This window comes from Methylovirgula sp. 4M-Z18 (genome assembly GCF_037890675.1).
In the GTDB taxonomy this organism is placed as follows: Bacteria; Pseudomonadota; Alphaproteobacteria; order Rhizobiales; family Beijerinckiaceae; genus 4M-Z18.
In genome coordinates, this window is the sequence record NZ_CP149574.1 from 2,531,954 (window position 1) to 2,549,119 (window position 17,166).

Genomic DNA, 17,166 nt, shown 5'->3' on the forward strand with positions numbered 1-17,166 from the left:
GATCAGCCCTTCTTCTTGCTCTTGTGACGCGAGGTCACAATGAATTTGGTGGTTGACTTGTTGCTGCGGGTCTTCTTGCCCTTGGTCGGCTTGCCCCACGGCGAGACCGGATGACGGCCACCCGAGGTGCGGCCTTCACCACCGCCGTGCGGATGGTCGACAGGGTTCATCGTGACACCGCGGTTGTGCGGTTTACGACCGAGCCAGCGCTTACGGCCAGCCTTGCCGAGCGACGCGTTCATGTGGTCCGGATTTGAAACCGCACCGACCGTGCCGAAGCACTGGCCATGGATGAGACGCTGCTCGCCCGAGTTGAGGCGGACGATGACGTAGCCCTGGTCGCGACCCACAACCTGCGCATAAGTCCCGGCCGAGCGGGCCATGGCGCCGCCCTTACCGATCTTCATCTCGACGTTATGCACGATCGTGCCGACCGGCATGCTGGCAAGCGGCATCGCATTGCCCGGCTTCACGTCGACCTGGTTGCCTGCGACCACTTCGTCGCCGACGGACAGACGCTGCGGCGCGATGATGTAAGCCTGCTCGCCATCCGCGTATTTGATCAGCGCGATGAAGGAAGTGCGGTTTGGATCATATTCCAAACGCTCAACCTTAGCCACCACATCAAGCTTGCGGCGCTTGAAGTCGATGATGCGGTACGTTTGCTTGTGTCCACCACCGCGAAAACGAACGGTGATACGGCCGTTATTGTTGCGTCCACCGCTCGAGGTCTTACCCTCGGTCAGCGTCTTGACCGGCTTGCCCTTGTAGAGTTCGCTGCGGTCGACGATCACGAGCTGACGCAGGCCCGGAGTGATCGGCTTGAATGTCTTCAGTGCCATTTCAATCTGCTCCTAACCTGCTCACAGACCGGTCGTGATGTCGATCGAGTGGCCCTCGGCGAGGGTCACAACGGCCTTCTTCACATCCGACTGCTGCCCGCGCACACCGCGGAACACCTTGTTCTTGCCCTTGCGGACCAGCGTGTTGACCGATTCAACCTTGACGTTGAACAGCTTCTCAACAGCGGCCTTGATCTCGACCTTCGTTGCGTTCTTGGCAACCTTGAACACAACCTTATTGGATTCGGCAGCGATCGTTGCCTTTTCCGTGATGACCGGCGAAACGATCACGTCATAATGGCGCGTATCGTGGCTCATTTGAAACGCGCCTCCAACGCATCAACAGCAGCCTTGGTCAGCACGAGCTTCTCGCGGCGCAGAATGTCATAGACGTTGATGCCCTGAACCGGGAGAACGTCGATGTGGGGGATGTTGCGGGCGGCCAGCTGCAGGTTCTGCGCCGGTTCCACACCATCGATGATCAGCGCGCTGTGCAGGCCGAGCTTGTCGAACTGCGCTGCGAGCGCCTTGGTCTTTGCTTCCATCGCATTGCCGTCGGCAATCACGATCAAGCCGCCGTCCTTCACCTTGGCCGAAAGCGCATGGCGGAGGGCGAGAGCACGCACCTTCTTCGGCATATCGTGGGCGTGATCGCGCACGACGGGACCGAAGGCGCGGCCACCGCCACGGAATTGCGGCACGCGGGCCGAACCGTGACGAGCACCGCCGGTGCCCTTCTGCTTGTACATTTTCTTGCCCGTGCGGGCCACGTCGGCGCGGTTCTGCACTGCGTGGGTGCCAGCGCGGCGCTTGGCGAGCTGGTAGCGCACCATGCGGGCAATCAGATCCTGGCGCGGTTCGAGGCCGAAAATCTCATCGCTGAGATCGAGCGAACCGGCAGCGGTGCCGTTCAGGGAGGTGATATCGATCTTCATCGCTTAGGCCTCCGTCTTGGCGGGTTCTTCGGCCGGAGCGGCTTCGCTCGCAGCAAGGCGGAACTTGCCGGGAACCGGCACATCCTTCGGCAATGCCTTCTTCACCGCGTCGCGGATGAAGATGTAATTGCCCGCGTGGCCCGGAACGGAGCCTTCGACCAGCACGAGGCCGCGCTCGACGTCCGTCTGGACGACGCGCAGGTTCATGGTGGTGACGCGCTCGACACCCAAGTGGCCAGGCATCTTCTTGTTCTTGAAGGTCTTGCCTGGGTCCTGACGGCCACCGGTCGAACCGATCGAACGGTGCGACACCGACACGCCGTGCGTCGCACGCAGACCACCGAAGTTCCAGCGCTTCATACCGCCGGCGAAGCCCTTACCGATCGTCGTGCCGGTCACATCGACATATTGACCGACAACGAAATGGTCAGCCGTGATCTCGGCGCCGACCGGAATGAGATTGTCTTCCGGCACGCGAAATTCGGCGAGCTTCATCTTCGGCTCGACCTTGGCGACGGCGAAACGAGTGCGCTCCGCTTTGGAGACGTTCTTCACCTTCGCGCGGCCGATGCCGAGCTGCAGGGCTGTATAGCCGTTCTGTTCCTTGGTCCGATGCGCAACGACTTGACAGCCGTCGAGCTTCAGAACCGTGACCGGCACATGTTCCCCGGCATCCGTGAAGATGCGGGTCATACCGACCTTTTGTGCGATAACACCTGACCGCATGGGTTCAATTCCTTCAAGGCGCATTCGACGATGGAAGAGGCGCCCAAACTAAACTCCGGCAGCACCTTCGAAAGAAGGTACGCGCCGCTCTCTTTAAAGCTTGATCTCGACGTCGACACCGGCCGCAAGGTCGAGCTTCATCAAAGCGTCGACGGTTTGCGGAGTGGGATCAACGATATCGAGAACCCGCTTGTGCGTACGGATCTCGAACTGTTCGCGCGACTTCTTATCGACGTGCGGCGAACGGTTCACCGTGAATTTTTCGATCTTCGTCGGCAGCGGAATGGGACCGCGTACCTGTGCCCCGGTGCGCTTCGCCGTGGAAACGATTTCCTTCGTCGAAGTGTCCAGGATCCGGTGATCGAACGCCTTCAGGCGAATCCGGATGTTTTGACCGTTCATGGGTTCATCCTCTGATCTGCTGGCGGGCGGTCATACGCCCGCCAACCTATCTCGCCTAAATTACTCGATGATGCTTGCAACGACGCCGGCGCCGACGGTGCGGCCACCTTCACGGATTGCGAAGCGGAGCTTCTCTTCCATCGCGATCGGAACGATCAGCGAAACGTCCATGGCGATGTTGTCGCCCGGCATCACCATTTCAACGCCAGCCGGCAGCGTCACGATGCCGGTCACGTCGGTGGTGCGGAAGTAGAATTGCGGACGATAGTTCGTGAAGAACGGGGTGTGGCGACCGCCCTCTTCCTTGGTCAGAATGTAAGCTTCTGCCTTGAACTTCGTGTGCGGCTTGACGGAGCCGGGCTTGCAGAGCACTTGGCCGCGCTCGACGTCCTCGCGCTTCGTGCCGCGGAGCAGCGCGCCGATGTTGTCGCCAGCCTGGCCCTGGTCGAGCAGCTTGCGGAACATTTCAACGCCGGTGCAGGTGGTCTTCTGGGTCGGACGCAGGCCGACGATCTCGATTTCTTCACCGACCTTGATCACGCCACGTTCGACACGGCCGGTCACAACGGTACCACGGCCCGAGATCGAGAACACGTCTTCGACCGGCATCAGGAAGGGCTGGTCGATCGGACGCTCCGGCTGCGGGATGTAGTCGTCAACCGTCTGCATCAGCTTCAGGATGGCGTCATGGCCGATTTCCGGCTGCTTGTCTTCCAGCGCGCACAGAGCCGAACCCTTGGTGATCGGAATGTCGTCGCCGGGGAAGTCGTACTTCGAGAGAAGTTCGCGAACTTCGAGTTCAACGAGCTCGAGCAGCTCCGGATCGTCGACCATGTCGACCTTGTTCATGAACACGACGAGCGCCGGCACGCCGACCTGGCGGGCGAGCAGGATGTGCTCGCGAGTCTGCGGCATCGGGCCGTCAGCAGCCGACACGACGAGGATCGCGCCGTCCATCTGGGCAGCGCCGGTGATCATGTTCTTCACATAGTCGGCGTGGCCGGGGCAATCGACGTGCGCATAGTGGCGCGCCTTGGTCTCGTACTCGACGTGCGCGGTCGAGATCGTGATGCCGCGGGCCTTTTCTTCCGGCGCAGCGTCGATCTGATCGTATGCCTTGAACGTCGCACCGCCGGTCTCAGCGAGAACCTTGGTGATTGCAGCCGTCAGCGAGGTCTTGCCATGGTCGACGTGACCGATGGTGCCGATGTTGCAATGCGGTTTGTTGCGTTCGAACTTTTCCTTAGCCATGGAAGGGCTCCTCTTACAATCTTTCCTTTAAAAGGAACGTTTGTTGGTTTTTGACGAAATACGCTTAAGTTTTAAGCGTATTTCGCCTGAATCTTTTCAGCCTCGTTGCGCGGCACTTCAGCGTAGTGATCGAACACCATCGAGTAGCTTGCGCGACCCTGCGAGAACGACCGCAATGTGTTGACGTAACCGAACATGTTGGCAAGCGGCACCATCGCGTTGACGATGACGGCATTGCCGCGCATGTCCTGGCCCTGGATCTGGCCACGCCGCGAGTTCAAGTCGCCGATGACTGAACCCGTATAGTCTTCCGGTGTCACCACCTCGACCTTCATGATCGGCTCGAGCAGAACCGAATTGCCTTCACGCAGCGCTTCGCGCAGAGCAGCACGCGAAGCGATTTCGAAGGCGAGCGCCGACGAGTCCACTTCGTGATATGCACCGTCGATCAGCGAGACCTTCACGTCGACGACCGGGAAGCCAGCAAGAACGCCCGCGCCGAGAACCGACTCGAGACCCTTGACCACGCCAGGGATGTATTCCTTCGGAACAGCACCACCGACGATCTTCGACTCGAACTCGAAGCCCTTAGCGGTCTCGTTCGGCTCGACAATGAACTTGACCCGCGCGAACTGGCCGGTACCACCGGTCTGCTTCTTGTGGGTGTAGTCTTTTTCAACGCGCTTCGTGATCTTCTCGCGATAGGCAACCTGCGGCGCGCCGACATTCACTTCCACGCGATGGGTACGCTTCAGAATGTCGACCTTGATGTCGAGATGCAGTTCGCCCATGCCCTTGATGATCGTCTGGCCCGATTCTTGATCGGTCGAGACGCGGAACGACGGATCTTCGGCAGCCAGCTTGATAAGCGCTTCGGCCATCTTTTCCTGGTCGCCCTTGGTCTTCGGCTCGACGGCCATTTCGATCACGGGCTCGGGGAATTCCATCTTCTCGAGGACGACGGCCTTGTTCGGATCGCACAGCGTATCGCCGGTGCGCGCTTCCTTCATGCCGACCAGCGCCACGATGTCGCCCGCATAGGCTTCCGCGATTTCCTCACGGTCGTTGGCGTGCATGAGAACCATGCGGCCGACGCGATCGGTCTTCTCGCGGGTCGAGTTGAGGAGCTGCATGCCCTTCTCAAGCCGGCCCGAATAGATACGTGCGAAGGTCAGGACGCCGTATTTGTCGTCCATGATCTTGAACGCCAGCAGCGACAGCGGCTCGTCATCCGACGGCTTGCGCTCGGTTTCTTCGCCGGTCTTGTAGTCGAGGCCCTTGATCGCGCCGCGATCGATCGGCGACGGCAGGTAATCGACAACGGCGTCGAGCAGCGGCTGCACGCCCTTGTTCTTGAAGGCCGAACCGCACAGAACGGGGTAGAACGCGCCGACCAGAACGGCCTTGCGGATCAGCCTGCGCAGCGTGTCCTCGTCCGGCTCCTGGCCATCGAGGTAGGCCGTCATCGCATCGTCGTCGAGTTCGACGGCGGCCTCGATGAGAGCCGTGCGATATTCCACGGCCTTCTCTTTCAGGTCAGCCGGAATTTCGATGTCCTCGAACTTCGCGCCGAGCGATTCTTCAGCCCAGACGACGCCCTTCATACGAACGAGGTCGACGATGCCCTTGTAATTGTTTTCCGCGCCGATCGGGAGCTGGATCGCGATGGGACGCGCGCCGAGACGCACCTTGATGTCGTCGATGCAGCGGTAGAAGTCGGCGCCGATCTTGTCCATCTTGTTACAGAAGACAATACGCGGAACTTTGTACTTGTCGCCCTGGCGCCAAACGGTTTCGGTCTGGGGCTCGACACCCTGGTTGGAATCGAGCACGCACACCGCACCGTCGAGCACGCGCAAGGAGCGCTCGACTTCGATGGTGAAGTCGACGTGGCCGGGGGTGTCGATGATGTTCAAGCGGTGCTTCTTGCCGTCGCGACCTTCCCAGAAGGCGGTCGTCGCAGCCGAGGTGATGGTGATGCCACGCTCCTGCTCCTGCTCCATGAAGTCCATGGTCGCAGCGCCGTCGTGCACTTCGCCGATCTTGTGGCTCTTGCCGGTATAGTAAAGGATGCGCTCGGTCGTCGTGGTCTTGCCAGCGTCGATATGCGCCATGATACCGAAATTTCGGTAGTCCTTCAGAGGATATTGGCGGGCCATATGAAAGTTCCTTGGCGAAAAAGCTGCTGATTACCAGCGGTAATGGGCGAAGGCGCGGTTGGCTTCGGCCATGCGATGCGTGTCTTCACGCTTCTTCACGGCATTGCCACGATTGTTGGCTGCGTCCATCAGCTCAGCCGAGAGACGGTCCACCATGGTCTTGTCATTCCGGCCGCGAGCAGCGGTGATGATCCAGCGGATCGCGAGAGCCTGACGGCGCTCCTGGCGAACTTCCACCGGGACCTGATAGGTCGCACCGCCGACGCGGCGCGAACGCACTTCGATCGCCGGCGCGACATTCTCAAGGGCCGTGCGGAACACCACGATCGGATCTTGCTTCACTTTGGCTTCGATCACATCGAAGGCGCCATAGACGATCGATTCGGCGACCGACTTCTTGCCATCGTACATGATCGAATTCATGAACTTCGTGACGATGATGTCATGAAATTTCGGATCCGGGATAATCTCGCGCTTTTCAGCGCTATGACGACGCGACATTCTTCGCTCCTACAAATCTTACTTCGGACGCTTCGCGCCGTACTTCGAACGGCGCTGCTTACGGTCCTTGACGCCCTGCGTATCGAGCACGCCACGCAGGATGTGATAACGAACGCCGGGAAGATCCTTCACGCGGCCGCCGCGGATCATGACCACGGAGTGCTCCTGAAGGTTGTGGCCCTCACCCGGGATATAGCCGATCACCTCGAACCCGTTGGTGAGGCGCACCTTCGCAACCTTACGAAGTGCCGAGTTCGGCTTCTTCGGGGTCGTGGTATAAACGCGCGTGCACACGCCACGCTTCTGCGGGCAGGCGCCCAGATGGCGGGACTTTTCCCGGTAGGTCTTCTGTTGCCGCGGCTTGCGGATCAACTGGCTAATTGTCGGCATCGTTCGCCCTTCGTCACACGAAATTCAAAACAAACATTCGAGGGTCGGACCCTCACCGCCTTCCATGCCGGCAAGGCCCGCACGCAAAGCGAATTGCGCCATCAGCCCATTTCTGGACTTCCAGCGCGAAAACCGCAGAGGACCTTGAAGATTTTCATCTCAAGATCTTGCCTCATAGCGAACCCGATAGGGTTCTTTAGTGACTTTTTACGTCGCAGATTGAGGCCGACAGCGTTTAGGTTTCTTGCGTCCCAAGCGAGTCACTCGGGAAAAGTGAAACCTACTGCCTATCGAAAGTGGGCGGAAACTAGTCGGGCGCCGCCCATTCGTCAAGTCCTTTTGCAGCGCAAAAAGGCCTGAAATGACTCAAAATCTGCCCAAAAAGGTGGCGATCCGGCTTTTGGCTTGCAGCGATGCGATGGAATAGCGGGTCAAAGCCCCGGTGTCACGCAAGATCGAGTCGCAATGCGATTCTATTTTCGTAAGCAGGCGCCCGCGAGCGAAATGCAAGACTGTCATTCCGCGTTGGCGTTCGGCGGACGGGATTTTGGTGCTACAGGAGAAAGAGCAGCCCTTTTAAAGATGCCGATGCGAAATCCGACCTCTTCCTATCGCTGGACCATCCTGGCCGTCGCCACCCTCACCCAGGCGAGCGCCAGCTTCCTCGTCCAGGGGTTTGGCGCGCTGGCCGGCTATATTAAAGCCGACCTCGGCCTCAGCGGCTTCGAGATCGGGCTTCTGATGTCGTCAGCCTCGGTGGCGCCCATTTTTGGCCTGTTGGTGGTCGGCGAGCTGCTCGACCGATTCAACGAGCGCTGGATCGTCGGGGTAGGATCGCTGGTGATCGCACTTGCCTCGGGATTGGCCTCGCTCGCCGGCGGCTATGTCGGCCTGCTTTTCTGCCTCATCCTGCTGGGGGCCGGCTACAGCACCGCCCAGCCCGGCGGCGCGAAATCGATTGCGGTCTGGTTCGAGCGGGCCCAACGCGGCTTTGCCATGGGGATCCGCCAAGCCGGGCTGCCGCTCGGAGGCGCCCTCTCGGTCGCGAGCCTGCCGGTGATTGCAGCCCGCTGGGGCTGGCACAGCGCCTTTTTCGCCAGCACCTGCGTCGCCTTGTTCGGCGGCGTGCTGTTCCTGGTCTTCTATCGGGCGCCGGATCATGCGGAGAACTTCCGCGCGGTGGCCGCGGCGCCCGGGGGGCCGCGGCCACCGCGCATGGAGCTTCTGCGCCATCCCAGCACCCGCAATATCGCCTGGGCCGGCATCACGATGGTGTCGGCGCAATTTGCGATCACCTTGTTCCTGCCGCTCTATCTGACCGAGCGCTACCATATGGCCCTGCCCGACGGTGCCCTGGTCCTACTCGTCACGCAAGTCGCCGGCGTCATTGGCCGGATTGTATTGGCGGCCTGGAGCGATCGCGCCAAATCGGGACGATTCTTTCCGGTGTTCTGCTGCCTCGCCGCGACCACCGCGGGTCTTCTCGCCCTGCTGGTGCCGGTCGCAGGCTCGCTTTTGTATCTCGTGCCGGTCGCCGCTTGGGTCGGCTTTTTCGGCATCGGCTGGTACGGGCCGTGGGTGGCTTATCTTGCCGAGGCCGCACCGCCCGACCGGGTCGGCTTCGCACTCGGATTGGCGCTGGCCGCCAATCAGATCACCATCTGTCTTTCCCCTGCCCTGCTCGGCCTCCTCCATGACCTCTTCGGCAGCTACACGGCCGATTGGATCGTTCTCGCCGTCATACTGCTCGCGGCGACGCTGATGACGCGGAAACCAGCTCCGAACACAGTCGCCCTAGCCTCCCGCGCCAATTCCTTGTAAACAGCGCCGCCCGTCCCATTCGGAGACCGGCGCGAGGGAGATGCCGTGACGGGAGAAACGCGACGCCCATTCACCGTGCCCGATCTGCAGGTTTATAAGGCCCGCGGCCAGCGCATCGTCGCGACCACCGCCTATGATTCCTGCACTGCGCAGCTCGCTGCGCCGCTCGTCGACGTGCTGCTGGTCGGCGACAGTGTCGGCAATGTTTGTCTTGGCATGGATGGCACCAATGCGGTGAGCATGGCGATGATGAACCATCATCTCGACGCCGTGGTGCGCGTCAAGACCGATGCGCTAGTCGTCGCCGACATGCCTTATCTCAGCTACCACATCAACGATGACGAGGCCGTGCGCAATGCCGGCAATTTCATTCAGCGCGGCGCGGCGGCCATCAAGCTCGAGGGCGGCGCCAAGCGAGCGCGGACCATCGCGCGTCTCATCGATGCCGAAATTCCTGTCATGGGCCATCTCGGCCTGACGCCGCAAAGCCAGCACATGATGGGCGGCTTCAAGGTGCAGGGCAAAAGCGCAGGCTCGGCGCTCGCGATCATGGATGACGCCTGCCGGCTGCAGGAAGCCGGGTGCTTCGCCATCGTGCTTGAAGGCGTGCCGGGCGAGGTTGCGGCACGGATCACCGATGCGCTCGACATCCCGACCATCGGCATCGGCGCGGGCGCACACTGCTCGGGACAAGTGCTGGTGCTGCACGATGTGCTTGGCCTGCTCGATCAGCGCCGGCCGAAATTCGTGCGTGCTTATATGGACGGCCTCGGCCTCGCGCGCGCGGCGCTCGGCCAATGGGCCGACGACGTGCGGACCGGAAAGTTCCCCGGCGAAGCCGAAACCTATGCCCTGCCCGAGGACGCGCGCGCCGCCGTGCACGACTGGCGTCCGCCAACCAAAAATTGAAGAAAGAGCCGATGCAGATCATCTCGACCGTCGCCGAACTGCGTTCGGCTCTCGCGCCGCATCGATTGGCAGGCCGCCGGATCGGTTTCGTGCCGACCATGGGCTTTTTGCATGCGGGACACGTCAGCCTGATCGAAGCGTCGGTGCGCGCGTGCGACGTGACAGTGGTGAGCATCTTCGTCAATCCGACGCAGTTCGGCCCCAAGGAGGATTTGAGCAAATATCCGCGCGATGTCGCGCGCGACGAGGCCGCATGCCGCAATGCGGGGGCCGATATTATCTTTTTGCCGAGCGTCGAGGAGATCTATCCTCCGGGCTTTCAAACCTATGTTGAACCGGGTTCACTGGCAGCGCCACTGTGCGGCGCTTTCCGTCCGGGCCATTTTCGCGGCGTCGCGACGGTGGTGGCGAAGCTCTTCAACATGGTGCAGCCGCACGCCACCTATTTCGGCGCGAAGGATTTTCAGCAATGCGCCGTCGTGCGGCAGATGATTGTCGATCTGAACTTGCCCATCGAATTTCACGCGCTGCAAACCGTCCGTGAATCCGACGGCCTCGCGATGAGCAGCCGCAACGCCTATCTCTCAGTTCCTGACCGCGCGCGGGCGCTCAGCATCAGCCAGGGATTGCTTGCGGCGCAGGCGCTCCACCGCCAGGGCGAGCGCAGCAGCGCGCGATTGCTTGACGCGGCGCGCGCGCATCTCGACGTCGACAGCCTGCAATATCTCGAACTCGTCGATTCGGTGACGCTTGTCGCGGTGGGCGAAACGCTCGATGGGCCGGCCGCGATGTGTATCGCCGCCTTCATCGGCCCAACGCGATTGATCGACAACGCGATGCTGCAATAGCCTTCGCGACAATTGCGGCAAGTTGGACCGCGAGCTTTTAGCTCGCAAGCGCCGGTACGGGGCTATCACGCCGTTGCGAACCGCGCCAGCGCGGGTTCGCAACATCTTGAATGTTCAACTCGGGGCAAGCCCGAGTTGAATGCGAGCTACAAGCTCGCGGTCCAGTGTAATCACGCTAAACCGCGTGCTCCTGCCGGTCGATCTCCGTCACCAGCGCTTCGTCCAGAACCTTCTGCAGCCGCGTCGCCTGGCGGAAGGACGGCTCCAGCGTTTTACCGGCGCGCACCGCCTCGACGAAGCGCTCGTAATTGGTCGGCACCGGGTCGACCTCTTCCTCGCGCCACATACCCTCCTCGACATCGGCGTCCAAACATACGCGCAGTTTCGATCCGTTGGTCTGATGCAGCACTTCGAGGCTACCTTTGTCGCCGAAGATCCGCAGGCTCAGATCGTTGAGGTGCCCGGTCGCCCAGCGGCTCGCATGCACGACGCCGAGCGCGCCATTGGCGAAATCGACGGTCATCGAAAAACTGTCGTTCGCATCGAGTTCATATTCGCCGATCCGGTTGCCCGGCGCTTTGTCGAAGGCGCGCAGGCGGCAGAAGATGCGCGCAATATCGACGCCCGCGCCATAGGAGGCAAAATCGAGAATGTGGATGCCGACATCACCCAGCACGCCGTTCGATCCGTGCTTTTGCGACAGGCGCCACAGCCATTTGCTCTCGGTGCGCCAATCGCCCCACGCTTTCGAAACGAGCCAGCTTTGCAAATAGGAAGCTTCCACGTGGCGCACCTGGCCGATCGCGCCGGACAGAACCAATTCGCGCGCGCGCTGCAATTGCGCGACATTGCGGTAGGTCAGATTGACCATGCCGACGAGGCCGAGTTTTTCGGCCGTCTCCGTCATCTCCAGCGCACGTGCGTACTCGGTCGACAGCGGCTTCTCGCAAAACACGTGCTTGTTCGCCCGCAGCGCTTGCAGTGTCGTCGCGTAATGCACGCTATCCGGCGTCACGTTGGCGACGGCATCGAACGCGCCCCACTGCAGCGCCGCGTCAAGCGACGCAAAGGTCTTGGCGATCTTGTGCGTAGCGCAGAATTCTTTTAGGCGCGCCGCATTTGTATCGACGCCCCCCACGAGCGAGACGCCATCGATCGCGGCAAAATGTTTGGCATGCTGGTCGGCCATGCCGCCGGTTCCCAAAATCAGCAGACGCATCTTGAAAAACTCCGTCAGCGGTATCCGGCTTCGCCGGCCTTGTGCAGGCGCGGCCCGCGCTCCTCGATCTTCTCGGGCGCCCGATCGACGGGAACGTTGGGTGCGTCATGCACTGTGGTCCAGTGACCCGTCGGGTTATGCGCCCAGCGGACCGCGTTGCGCAGCACCTTGGCGACATTGGCATCGTGATAGGTCGGATAAGTTTCATGGCCGGGACGGAAGTAAAAAATATTGCCCGCGCCGCGCCGGTACGTCAGCCCCGAACGAAACACTTCGCCGCCCTGAAACCAGGAGACGAACACCGTCTCTTGCGGTTCCGGCACCGAAAACGGTTCGCCATACATTTCCTCATGCTCGAGCTCGAAATAAGGCCCCAAACCGGCGGCGATCGGATGGCCGGGATTGACGACCCACAGCCGCTCGCGCTCGCCCGCCTCGCGCCAGGACAGAGCGCAGGGCGAGCCCATGAGGCGTTTGAAGATTTTCGAGAAATGGCCGGAATGGAGCACGATGAGCCCCATCCCCTCCCAGACCCGCTTGGCCACGCGCTCGACGATCACATCATGGACAGCGTCGTGGTCCCTGTGGCCCCACCATACCAGAACATCGCAATCCTTGAGCCGCTCCGCCGTCAGGCCGTGATCCAACTCCGGCAAAGTGGCCGTCCCAGCCTCGATGTCGCCCTCGGCGCTCAGTGCTGCGGCAATCGTGCCGTGAATACCCTTGGGATAGTTTTGCGAGACCGTTTCGTTGGTCTGCTCGTGGATATTTTCGTTCCAGACGATGGTTCTGATGGGCATCGGTTCCCTCCCCGGCAATTGCAGCTTATCGGATTCAAAGCGCTTTGAAAGCTTTGCGCAAATCTACCCGCGAATCGTCCAATAAAAAAGGCCGCCCGAACGGGCGGCCTCTTATTTCGCTGGATTATTCCGCAGCCGGTGGCAGGGGGGTCAGCGGCGCTTTCGAGCTTTCGGCTTTCTGCGCCAGGATCATTTCGTCGCGGTTGGTCGCGATCTGACGCAGCTTGGTCATGGCCGCGCCCGTACCGGCCGGGATCAGGCGGCCGACGATGACGTTTTCCTTCAGGCCCTGCAGCGTGTCGACCTTGCCGTTGACCGCCGCCTCGGTGAGGACGCGGGTGGTCTCCTGGAAGGACGCTGCGGAGATGAACGAATGCGTCTGCAAGCTCGCCTTGGTGATACCGAGCAGAACCGGCGTACCGCTGGCCGGCTTGCCGCCGTTCTCCACAGCCGCTTCGTTGGCCGCATCGAGTTCCATCAGATCGACCTGTTCGCCGTTCAGGAATTCGGTATCGCCTGGATCGGTGATATCGACCTTCTGCAGCATCTGGCGCACGATCACTTCGATGTGCTTGTCGTTGATGCTCACGCCCTGCGTGCGGTACACGCCCTGGATTTCGTTGACCAGGAAGGCCGCGAGCTCTTCGACACCCTTGACCGCCAGAATGTCGTGCGGCGCCGGGTTGCCGTCGACGATGTAATCGCCCTTCTCCACGACGTCGCCGTCCTGCAGATGGATGTGCTTGCCCTTCGGGATCAGATACTCGACCGGCTCGGCACCGTCCTCTTGCGGGACGATGCTGATGCGCTGCTTGTTCTTGTAATCGCGCCCGAACTGCACCGTACCGGAGATTTCCGCGATGATCGCGTGATCCTTCGGACGGCGCGCTTCGAAGAGCTCGGCCACCCGCGGCAGACCGCCGGTGATGTCGCGGGTCTTCGCGCTTTCCATCGAGACACGGGCAAGCTCGTCACCCGCCTTCACATGCGCGCCGGGCTCGACCGAGAGAATGGCCTCGACCGGGAGCATGTAACGGGCGTCACCGCCGCGCGGCAGCTTCAGGACCTTGCCATCCTCGCCCTTGATCACGATCGCCGGACGCAGCGAAGAAGAGCGCTGGCTCATCCGCCAATCGGTCACGACGCGGGTTGCGATACCCGTCGTCTCGTCGATCGCTTCCGACATGGAGAGGCCTTCGGCGAGATCCTCGAAGCCGATGATGCCATCGACTTCGGTCATGATCGGACGGCTGTGCGAGCTCCATTCCGCGATCTTCTGGCCGCGCTTCACGTGATCGCCGTCGTCGACGTTCAAGTTCGCACCATATTGCACGCGGTGCACCGCACGTTCGACGCCATTGGCGCCGACGATGACGATCGCGACGTTACGGGTCAGCACCTTGAGGTTGCCGTCCGAATTGCGCGCGACCGCGCGGTTGCGGATCTTGATCGTGCCGTCGAAGTTCGACTCGATGAACGACTGGTCGACCACCTGCGCCACGCCACCGATGTGGAAGGTACGCATGGTGAGCTGGGTGCCAGGCTCGCCGATCGACTGCGCCGCGATCACGCCGACCGCTTCGCCCATGTTCACCGGCGTACCGCGCGCAAGGTCGCGGCCGTAGCAGGTCGCGCACACGCCGCTCTTGGCTTCGCAGGTCAGCACCGAACGGATTTTGACTTCCTGGATGCCGGCCGCATTGATGCGGTCCATGTGCCATTCCTGGATCATCTCGCCGGCCGCCACGATGGTGTTGCCTTCAAGATCCTTGAGATCTTCGGAAGTGGTACGGCCAAGGATACGCACGGCGAGCGATGCCACCACCTGGCCGGCGTCCAAGATCGCGCGCATCTTGATGCCGCCTTGCGAACCGCAATCCACCATCGTGATGATCGAATCCTGCGCGACGTCGACGAGACGGCGGGTGAGGTAACCCGAGTTCGCGGTCTTCAACGCGGTGTCGGCAAGGCCCTTACGGGCGCCGTGGGTCGAGTTGAAGTATTCAAGAACGGTCAGGCCTTCCTTGAAGTTCGAGATGATCGGGCTCTCGATGATTTCGCCCGAAGGCTTGGTCATCAGGCCGCGCATCGCGCCGAGCTGGCGCATCTGCGTGTAGGAGCCGCGGGCGCCGGAATCCGACATCATGTAGATCGAATTGATCGGCTTCGTGCGGCCGGTCTCGTCCTTCACCACCGCCGAAATGCGCGCCATCATCTCCTTGGCGAGACGATCGTTGCACTTCGACCAGGCGTCGACCACCTTGTTGTACTTCTCACCCTGGGTGATCAGGCCGTCGTTGTATTGCTGCTCGTAGTCCTTCGCCAGCGCGCTGGTCTCGGCGATGATGCTCGGCTTCGTCTCCGGCACCACCACGTCGTCCTTGCCGAACGAAATGCCGGCCTTGAACGCTTCGCGAAAGCCCAGCGCCATGATGCGATCGCAGAAGATCACCGTCTCCTTTTGCCCGCACTGACGGTAGACCGTATCGATCATCGAAGAAATTTCTTTCTTCGTCATCAGCTTGTTGGCGACGTCGAACGGCACCTTGTTGTGGTTCGGCAAAAGCTGCCCGAGGATCATGCGGCCTGGCGTCGTCTCGTAGATCTTCGAGATGCGGTTGCCTTCTGCATCGTAGGTCCAGGCGCGGCCCTTGATCTTGGTGTGCAGCGTGATCGCCTTGGCATGGAGTGCATGCTCGATCTCGCCCATATTGCCGAGCATCATGCCTTCGCCCGGCTCGTTGTCGCGCATCAGCGTCGCGTAATAGAGGCCGAGAACGATGTCCTGCGACGGCACGATGATCGGCTGACCATTCGCGGGGTGCAGGATGTTGTTGGTCGACATCATGAGCACGCGCGCTTCGAGCTGCGCCTCGAGCGAGAGCGGCACGTGCACGGCCATCTGGTCGCCGTCGAAGTCGGCGTTGAAGGCCGAGCAGACGAGCGGATGCAATTGGATCGCCTTGCCTTCGATCAGCACGGGCTCGAACGCCTGAATGCCCAAGCGGTGCAGGGTCGGCGCGCGGTTCAGCATAACGGGGTGTTCGCGGATGACCTCGTCGAGGATGTCCCAGACTTCCGGCTTTTCCTTTTCGACGAGCTTCTTCGCCTGCTTCACGGTGGCCGAGAAGCCCTTCGCGTCAAGACGCGAATAGATGAACGGCTTGAACAGTTCGAGCGCCATCTTCTTCGGCAGGCCGCATTGATGCAGCTTCAGTTCCGGACCGACCACGATGACGGAGCGGCCGGAATAGTCGACGCGCTTGCCGAGCAGGTTCTGACGGAAGCGGCCCTGCTTGCCCTTCAGCATGTCGGCGAGCGACTTCAGCGGACGCTTGTTGGCGCCCGTGATGACGCGGCCGCGGCGGCCGTTGTCGAACAGCGCGTCAACCGCTTCCTGCAGCATGCGCTTTTCGTTGCGGATGATGATGTCCGGCGCGCGCAGTTCGATGAGGCGCTTCAACCGGTTGTTGCGGTTGATGACGCGGCGATAGAGATCATTGAGATCCGAGGTCGCGAAGCGGCCGCCGTCGAGCGGCACCAGCGGACGCAGATCCGGCGGAATCACCGGCACTTCGGTCAGGATCATCCATTCCGGCTTGTTGCCCGAACGCTGGAACGCCTCGATGATCTTGAGGCGCTTCGCCAGTTTCTTCGGCTTCAGCTCGGTGGTCGCTTCGGCGATTTCCTGACGCAGTTGCGCGGCAATCTTTTCAAGGTCCATGCCTTTCAAGATTTCGCGGATCGCTTCGGCACCGATCTGGGCCGTGAACGAATCCTGGCCGTATTCGTCCTGCGCCCGCAGATATTCTTCTTCCGACAGAAGCTGACGGTTCTTGAGCGGGGTGAGGCCCGGATCGAGAACGATGTAGCTTTCGAAATAGAGAATGCGCTCGAGATCCTTCAGCGTCATATCGAGCAGCAGGCCGATGCGCGAGGGCAGCGACTTCAGGAACCAGATATGCGCGACGGGAGCGGCCAGTGAAATGTGGCCCATGCGCTCGCGGCGCACGCGCGACAGCGTGACTTCGACGCCGCACTTCTCGCAGATGACACCCTTGTACTTCATGCGCTTGTACTTGCCGCACAAGCATTCGTAATCCTTGATCGGGCCGAAGATGCGCGCGCAGAACAGGCCGTCACGCTCGGGCTTGAACGTGCGGTAATTGATCGTCTCGGGCTTTTTGATTTCGCCGAACGACCAGGACAGAATCTTTTCCGGGCTCGCAATCGCGATCTGGATCTGATCGAAAGCCTGGGGCGCAGCGACCGGGTTGAAGAGATTCATGACCTCTTGATTCATCACCATCTCCTGAATCGCAGAAACCGCCAACACGCGCGTTTCCGCCGGAAAAATCTTCGT

General features: G+C 61.2%; 15 protein-coding genes. 3 read left to right on the forward strand and 12 right to left on the reverse strand.

Annotated elements, in window-relative coordinates:
- Positions 1 to 2: 2 nt before the first annotated feature.
- The 9 genes from rplB to rpsL form a co-directional block, all read right to left on the reverse strand.
- On the reverse strand, positions 3 to 842 hold the full coding sequence (gene rplB / locus V9T28_RS11755) for a 50S ribosomal protein L2 (protein ID WP_116399134.1): 840 nt from the start codon (positions 840 to 842) through the stop codon (positions 3 to 5).
- 21 nt (positions 843 to 863) lie between these two features.
- Positions 864 to 1,160 (reverse strand): 50S ribosomal protein L23, encoded by a 297-nt coding sequence (locus V9T28_RS11760; RefSeq protein WP_116399135.1) that lies wholly within the window; start codon positions 1,158 to 1,160, stop codon positions 864 to 866.
- Positions 1,157 to 1,777, reverse strand: coding sequence for a 50S ribosomal protein L4 (gene rplD, locus V9T28_RS11765; RefSeq protein ID WP_116399136.1), 621 nt, complete (start codon positions 1,775 to 1,777; stop codon positions 1,157 to 1,159). Before rplD ends, V9T28_RS11760 begins: the two co-directional genes overlap by 4 nt.
- 3 nt (positions 1,778 to 1,780) lie before the next feature.
- Complete coding sequence (rplC, locus tag V9T28_RS11770; RefSeq protein WP_116399137.1) at positions 1,781 to 2,503, reverse strand: 50S ribosomal protein L3; 723 nt, start codon at positions 2,501 to 2,503, stop codon at positions 1,781 to 1,783.
- A 93-nt stretch (positions 2,504 to 2,596) separates the two neighbouring features.
- A complete protein-coding gene (gene rpsJ / locus V9T28_RS11775; RefSeq protein ID WP_012384350.1) occupies positions 2,597 to 2,905 on the reverse strand; it encodes a 30S ribosomal protein S10 in 309 nt (102 codons plus the stop codon).
- Positions 2,906 to 2,965: 60 nt separating this feature from the next.
- Entirely contained in the window at positions 2,966 to 4,156 is a 1,191-nt protein-coding gene (gene tuf, locus V9T28_RS11780) for an elongation factor Tu (protein WP_116399138.1), read from the reverse strand.
- 71 nt (positions 4,157 to 4,227) lie between these two features.
- Positions 4,228 to 6,315 carry an elongation factor G gene (gene fusA, locus V9T28_RS11785; RefSeq protein WP_116399139.1) on the reverse strand — a complete coding sequence of 696 codons (2,088 nt, stop codon included), beginning with the start codon at positions 6,313 to 6,315 and terminating at the stop codon, positions 4,228 to 4,230.
- A gap of 30 nt (positions 6,316 to 6,345) precedes the next feature.
- On the reverse strand, positions 6,346 to 6,816 hold the full coding sequence (gene rpsG / locus V9T28_RS11790) for a 30S ribosomal protein S7 (protein WP_116399140.1): 471 nt from the start codon (positions 6,814 to 6,816) through the stop codon (positions 6,346 to 6,348).
- 18 nt (positions 6,817 to 6,834) lie between these two features.
- Entirely contained in the window at positions 6,835 to 7,206 is a 372-nt protein-coding gene (gene rpsL / locus V9T28_RS11795; protein WP_116399141.1) for a 30S ribosomal protein S12, read from the reverse strand.
- 588 nt (positions 7,207 to 7,794) lie between these two features.
- On the opposite strand from rpsL, the gene V9T28_RS11800 reads away from it, so the two are divergent.
- The 3 genes from V9T28_RS11800 to panC are packed head-to-tail and all read left to right on the forward strand — an operon-like array spanning position 7,795 to position 10,784.
- The gene (locus V9T28_RS11800) at positions 7,795 to 9,027 is read left to right on the forward strand and encodes an MFS transporter (RefSeq protein WP_199499962.1); all 1,233 of its coding nucleotides are present in this window, start codon (positions 7,795 to 7,797) and stop codon (positions 9,025 to 9,027) included.
- 45 nt (positions 9,028 to 9,072) lie between these two features.
- Positions 9,073 to 9,936: a 3-methyl-2-oxobutanoate hydroxymethyltransferase gene (panB, locus tag V9T28_RS11805; RefSeq protein WP_116399143.1), complete on the forward strand. Its 864-nt coding sequence runs from the start codon at positions 9,073 to 9,075 to the stop codon at positions 9,934 to 9,936.
- Positions 9,937 to 9,947: 11 nt separating this feature from the next.
- The gene (gene panC / locus V9T28_RS11810) at positions 9,948 to 10,784 is read left to right on the forward strand and encodes a pantoate--beta-alanine ligase (RefSeq protein ID WP_116399144.1); all 837 of its coding nucleotides are present in this window, start codon (positions 9,948 to 9,950) and stop codon (positions 10,782 to 10,784) included.
- A 175-nt stretch (positions 10,785 to 10,959) separates the two neighbouring features.
- Here the strand turns inward: panC and V9T28_RS11815 are convergent, their stop codons facing one another.
- The 3 genes from V9T28_RS11815 to rpoC form a co-directional block, all read right to left on the reverse strand.
- The gene (locus V9T28_RS11815; protein WP_116399145.1) at positions 10,960 to 12,003 is read right to left on the reverse strand and encodes a Gfo/Idh/MocA family protein; all 1,044 of its coding nucleotides are present in this window, start codon (positions 12,001 to 12,003) and stop codon (positions 10,960 to 10,962) included.
- A gap of 14 nt (positions 12,004 to 12,017) precedes the next feature.
- A complete protein-coding gene (locus V9T28_RS11820) occupies positions 12,018 to 12,803 on the reverse strand; it encodes a ThuA domain-containing protein (RefSeq protein ID WP_116399146.1) in 786 nt (261 codons plus the stop codon).
- A 124-nt stretch (positions 12,804 to 12,927) separates the two neighbouring features.
- Positions 12,928 to 17,106 (reverse strand): DNA-directed RNA polymerase subunit beta', encoded by a 4,179-nt coding sequence (rpoC, locus tag V9T28_RS11825; protein WP_116399829.1) that lies wholly within the window; start codon positions 17,104 to 17,106, stop codon positions 12,928 to 12,930.
- Positions 17,107 to 17,166 lie beyond the last annotated feature (60 nt).